This is a genomic window from Lyngbya sp. CCAP 1446/10, from assembly GCF_026130175.1.
Lineage (GTDB): Bacteria > Cyanobacteriota > Cyanobacteriia > Cyanobacteriales > Microcoleaceae > Microcoleus.
In genome coordinates this window covers 1-5,146 of record NZ_JAIGNI010000116.1, presented here as the reverse complement: position 1 = coordinate 5,146, position 5,146 = coordinate 1, and the positions used below count along the sequence as shown (strand labels likewise).

At 37.2% G+C, this 5,146-nt stretch carries 6 protein-coding genes and 2 pseudogenes; 4 read left to right on the top strand and 4 right to left on the bottom strand.

Translation table 11 applies throughout. The features are described 5' to 3' along the window. From K4039_RS26395 to K4039_RS26375, 4 genes and pseudogenes are all read left to right on the top strand, one after another. A pseudogene (locus K4039_RS26395) lies at positions 1–231 on the top strand (hypothetical protein); the annotation flags it as partial. 186 nt (positions 232–417) lie between these two features. After that, a pseudogene (locus tag K4039_RS26385) lies at positions 418–1,877 on the top strand (IS66 family transposase). A gap of 213 nt (positions 1,878–2,090) precedes the next feature. Further along, a complete protein-coding gene (locus K4039_RS26380; RefSeq protein WP_265239462.1) occupies positions 2,091–2,258 on the top strand; it encodes a hypothetical protein in 168 nt (55 codons plus the stop codon). Between the two features lie 12 nt (positions 2,259–2,270). Beyond that, the gene (locus K4039_RS26375) at positions 2,271–2,957 is read left to right on the top strand and encodes a transposase (RefSeq protein ID WP_265239465.1); all 687 of its coding nucleotides are present in this window, start codon (positions 2,271–2,273) and stop codon (positions 2,955–2,957) included. Here the strand turns inward: K4039_RS26375 and K4039_RS26370 are convergent. From K4039_RS26370 to K4039_RS26355, 4 genes are all read right to left on the bottom strand, one after another. Continuing rightward, on the bottom strand, positions 2,946–3,413 hold the full coding sequence (locus tag K4039_RS26370) for a hypothetical protein (RefSeq protein WP_265239461.1): 468 nt from the start codon (positions 3,411–3,413) through the stop codon (positions 2,946–2,948). The genes K4039_RS26375 and K4039_RS26370 overlap by 12 nt on opposite strands. Then, positions 3,301–3,942, bottom strand: a complete 642-nt coding sequence (locus K4039_RS26365; RefSeq protein ID WP_265239460.1) for a hypothetical protein — start codon at positions 3,940–3,942, stop codon at positions 3,301–3,303. Before K4039_RS26365 ends, K4039_RS26370 begins: the two co-directional genes overlap by 113 nt. A 158-nt stretch (positions 3,943–4,100) precedes the next feature. Beyond that, positions 4,101–4,616, bottom strand: coding sequence for a transposase (locus tag K4039_RS26360; RefSeq protein ID WP_265239459.1), 516 nt, complete (start codon positions 4,614–4,616; stop codon positions 4,101–4,103). 39 nt (positions 4,617–4,655) lie between these two features. After that, positions 4,656–4,991 (bottom strand): hypothetical protein, encoded by a 336-nt coding sequence (locus tag K4039_RS26355; protein ID WP_265239458.1) that lies wholly within the window; start codon positions 4,989–4,991, stop codon positions 4,656–4,658. Positions 4,992–5,146: the final 155 nt, after the last annotated feature.

Below are 5,146 nucleotides of genomic sequence, written 5' to 3'. Positions count from 1 at the left end.
GCCAGAACAATGGTGCAGCGACGAAATATCAGCTATGCGACTCAAACTTGTGAAGGAACTAAGGCGATGGATATTTTCATGTCTCTGGTTGCGACTACTAGGAAATTAGGAATTAGCTTTTTTGAATATATGCACTTTAGTATTTCTCACCGGGGAAATATTCCAGCTCTGGGGATGATTATTCGCGAACAATCTTCGCTTTGTTCTTTCGGTGTGTCCTGGGATTATTGAAGAAGTTTAAAAAAAGATAACTGCTTTGAATTATCGGAACTTGATTCCTTTATTAAGTGTCACCCCACTGTTAATTGTGACTGTTCCAAAAAGACTGTAATATCCTTGACTTCATGATTGATAATACGTAAGGATTCAGGTAAAAAATAGTTCATCCAGAGCCGAAAAATATGGTAATGTAGTCAGATGAGCGAAAAGCCAGAGTTATCAGCAGCACTAAAATTAGAAATAGTTGACCAGTTGAGCCGTGAGGATCTGGTCAAAATTGTGCTAACCCAACAAAAGCTGATTGAAAAATTACAACAAGAGCTCGAAAACCTCAAAGAGAGACAGCCCAGCAATAGTAAAACATCATCGAAACCACCATCGAGCGATCTGATACAGAAATCAGAGACAGCCAAAGTTGACAACTCAAAAGAGTCAGAGTCCGAGGCAAAGCGCAAACCAGGAGGACAGCCGGGACATATCGGTAAAACCCGAAAAGGATTTTGGGCGAGTAGATAGATATCAAATCAGCACTCCGGACTAAGAGTGAGCATTGTGGTAGCAGAGAATTAAGTGATGCGATTGGTTATAGCAAGCAACAAGTAGTGTGTTTAGCAGCCTTACCAATTGAAGTGGTGGAATATCAACGAGTCAAATGTCAATGTAATGAATGCGGAGCAATGGTGATGGGTGCACCAGCATCCGGGATAGTTCCAGGACAAGACTTAAGCATCGACCTACAAGCATTATTGAGCTGGTTAGGTAATTATGGGCACATATCCTATGAAAAACAACAAGAATTTCTACGGGAATTAGGTGGAATTGAAATTGGGATCGGTACTTTACAAGCAACGAATGCGCGGGTAGCTGATGCTGTAAAGCCTGCCGTTGAAGAGCTATGGAAATGGGCACCATTGCAAGCCAACGTCCATGTCGATGAAACTCCGTGGTGTGTCAAGGGAGTAAAAGAATGGTTGTGGACAGCCACAGGTCAAGATTTTTGCCTGTTTCATGCCGCAGACACTCGCAGTAGAGCCGAATTAGAGACAATGCTGGGGAACGAGTTTGCTGGTGTGTTGAGTTCCGATGATTTTAGCGTCTATAACGGTGTGATTGTGGGAGCGCAGCAGAAATGTTTAGCCAATCTACGGCGACATTTTAAGAAAGTTTTGCAAATGGGCCACGGTAATAACACTGTCGTCGCTTCTGCATTTTTGGAATTAATTGATGAGGCATTTCGACAACATCGAAAATGGCGGGAACACCCTGAAGAGCTTGATTATCACACTTGGGCAAGGGACTTTAAGACCAGGTTGGCAGAATTGTTAAATACTTGGCAAGGTCATGTTGGTCATGCTGCTGGACTGTTACTGCGCTCGTTGCGTGAGAAAGCGCAACAGTGGTGGTACTTTTTAGACCATCCATCCATTCCTCCTGATAATAATTTGGCAGAACGTTCTTTGCGATTAGCCGTGACTAAACGTAAGGTATCTGGGGGCTCCCGGTCAATGTCTCGGTTTGAACAAACTGCTGATTTGTTATCTGTGATTCAGACTTGTCGGTTTCAGGGTAAAAGCGCTATAGCTTTTTTCCGTGATGCTATATCTGCCCATTCTTGTGGCTTTTTCATGCTTTCTCTTGTTCCCCAATCAAAGACCTGAATCCTTACGATAATACATTATTTTAATCAAGATTTAGCAGCCAGAAAATGCGAGATTTTTGGATCTGAATTAAGATATTTGTACAATTAAATTAAAATTCTACAATTCCGAAAAATTAATGCTTACCGCAACTTATTGAGCGGATACAAAAATTTTACGAATAGATATGCACAAAGTATTACTGAACAAGTTGTCCATAGTGACATTAATAACGTGGCTAAAAACAATAAATTAACAGAAGAAGAAGTTTGGTCAATGGTAAAGACTGTAGCGAATAAAATATTACCTGTTGATGTACAAAACTTACAAAAACTCGGCATAGATGAAATTAGTTTAGTAAAAGGGCAAGGAAAATTTATAGTTGTATTAGTAGATTTATAAACACATAAATTAATAGGCTTAGTTGCCGAAAGAAAACAAGAAGCAATCAAAAAAAAGATGCTTGAATGGGGAGAAAAAGTCTTAAGCCAGATCAAAGAAGTAAGTATGGACATGACTGGTAATTATAAGTCATTAGTCAAAAAGATTTGCCCGAATGCTGATGTAACAGTAGATAGATTTCATGTGACAAAAATGATTCATGAGGAATTAAATCAGTCGAGAATTGAGCAAAAAAAGGCAGCATTATCGCTGAAAGCGAAAGAAAAAGCTAAATTATTGGATAGTTTAAAAGGAAGTAAATATACATTGTTGAAAGCAGAAAATAAGTTATCTGACGACGATAAAATAAAATTAAAACAAGTAAAAGATGCTTCACTAAGAGTAGGGGCTATGCACACTTTAAAAGAAGAGTTTCACTCTTTATTTGAAAAAAGCAATAATTTGGGTGACGGGATATTAGAATTAACAGATTGGTTGAAAAAAGCACAACCATACTATAAAAAAAGTGTAGAAATAATCAAAAGATGGTTGGGAGAGATTGTGGGCTATTTTGAAGAAAGAACAACAAATGGGATAGTAGGGGGAATTAATACTAAATTAAAGCTATTAAAAAGGTGTGGTTTTGGATTTAGAAATTTGAGAAATTTTGAAATACGGGCATTACTTTTTTGGCATTTTCCTGAAAAATTAGCACAATAAGTACGGAAGAGCCCGATGTTCGATCGGATTATATTTCGATGTATAGGGAGGATAGTGTGCGATTCTAATTTCTATTCCTAGCTCGTCAACTAACTTTTGTAAATCTGATTTAAAGATATGATGATTAGAATTATTACTGCCACCTCCATCGCATTTTATTAAAATTGAATCGGCTTGAGGATAGATAAATTTTCCGTAATTGATCCACCATAATTTAATCGATTGACAAGCAAATTCACTCGTTTCTTTACTGATTCCCAGGTTTAAATATCCTCGGTTATGTTGCAGATCATAAATTCCATGAGGTACTACTTTTCCGTCAGCTAGACTCCAAAAATCATAGTTAAGCTGTCGTAACAACTTCGGTAGTATATAGACTGCCTGCTCGATAGAGATTTCCAATAAATTCCTTCTTTTTGGTGTCCATACTAACAATTGGATTGCCACGTAACTCATAGTCAGCGGTTATTCTGGCAAGATTTTCAAATTGTTCATTACGATTTTTTGTGACTCCGGTTGTTTGTTGTTTTTGAGCTTTGCGTTTCACATATCCATGTTTTTTTAACAGTTCTTGAACGACTGTGGTACTGACTATTGTTTCCTGAGCCTTCAGACCTTCAACTATTTGTTGATGCGTAAGATTTGTCCATTGAATTTTATCGGACATTGGATCTCCGGCTGTGTGGTTTTTTAAGACTTCTAAAAAACGCTCATTTAAATCAGGTATCTGAGAATCCCTAGTTTTTCTTCCTCCTCCAGGTCGGCGAATTCTCTGTTGATTCCTGCTGTGTTCTGATTCACTTTTTAACTCTTTAATGCCCTTGGCTATGGTATTCCTGTCTACTCCCAAAACTCGGGCCATGTAAATAATTCCACCACGACCAAGTTTTACGGCTTCTATCGCTGCATATTTTCTTTGATCTTTTTCAGATAAAGACTGATAATGTTTGAGCATTAAAGCAGTAATTTCGTCTGAGTAATACATAAATTAAGTTAGTAATAAATGATTCAAGTCAACACATCATGGGCGATACAAGAAGAACCAAGCAGGTATAATATTTGACATCCCTACCGAAACATGAACCTATTTATATTCACTCATTTACTTATTATACATCGCTGATGTTATTAAATTTTCATTTCTTATTGTGCTAATTTTTCAGGAAAATGCCAAAAAAGTAATGCCCGTATTTCAAAATTTCTCAAATTTCTAAATCCAAAACCACACCTTTTTAATAGCTTTAATTTAGTATTAATTCCCTCTACTATCCCATTTGTTGTTCTTTCTTCAAAATAGCCCACAATCTCTCCCAACCATCTTTTGATTGTTTCTACACTTTTTTTATAGTATGGTTGTGCTTTTTTCAACCAATCTGTTAATTCTAATATCCCGTCACCCAAATTATTGCTTTTTTCAAATAAAGAGTGAAACTCTTCTTTTAAAGTGTGCATAGCTCCTACTCTTAGTGAAGCATCTTTTACTTGTTTTAATTTTATTTTATCGTCGTCAAATAACTTATTTTCTGCTTTCAATAATGTATATTTACTTCCTTTTAAACTATCCAATAATTTAGCTTTTTCTTTCGCTTTCAGCGATAATGCTGCCTTTTTTTGCTCAATTCTCGACTGATTTAATTCCTCATGAATCATTTTTGTCACATGAAATCTATGTATCGGCTCAATAAGTAGGGGTAGCAGTTATTCTAGTTGCCAAGACAAGCCCAAGGGATGAAGAGAAGACTTGGAGCGAATAATAGTAGATAGAGAGGGAATAATTCCAAGTTGAGAAATTCGGTCACGGACATAATCAAAAAAACTGATTCCCAACTGACGAGTAGTAGCAACAAGAGACATAAAAGTATCCCATGCCTGAGTACCCTCAATCGTCTGAGTTGCATAGCTAATATTACGTCGCTGCACCATAGTTCTGGCAGCTAACTCAGCCGGATTATTGTGTAAAGGTAATTCAGGATGCTCTAAAACTCTCAGCAACTCCGATACTTTTGTCGCAGTTAATTGTTTGCGTTCATCCAACAATTCATAGCCGCTTGGAGTTTCAAAAAGCCGCCGAAATTTAGACCTTAAAAGCAGTGCAGCTTCGGGAATGGGAGCATCTTTATAAGCTATTAGACCTCTTGCAAAAAAAATCTATGCTATAATAGAAATTTTTCAATTTAATCCCCCTAGAG

Excerpts from the sequence above, each read along its gene's own strand:
- K4039_RS26370 (WP_265239461.1), bottom strand. The coding sequence starts at position 3,413 with ATGAGTTACGTGGCAATCCAATTGTTAGTATGGACACCAAAAAGAAGG.
- K4039_RS26365 (WP_265239460.1), bottom strand. The coding sequence starts at position 3,942 with ATGTATTACTCAGACGAAATTACTGCTTTAATGCTCAAACATTATCAG.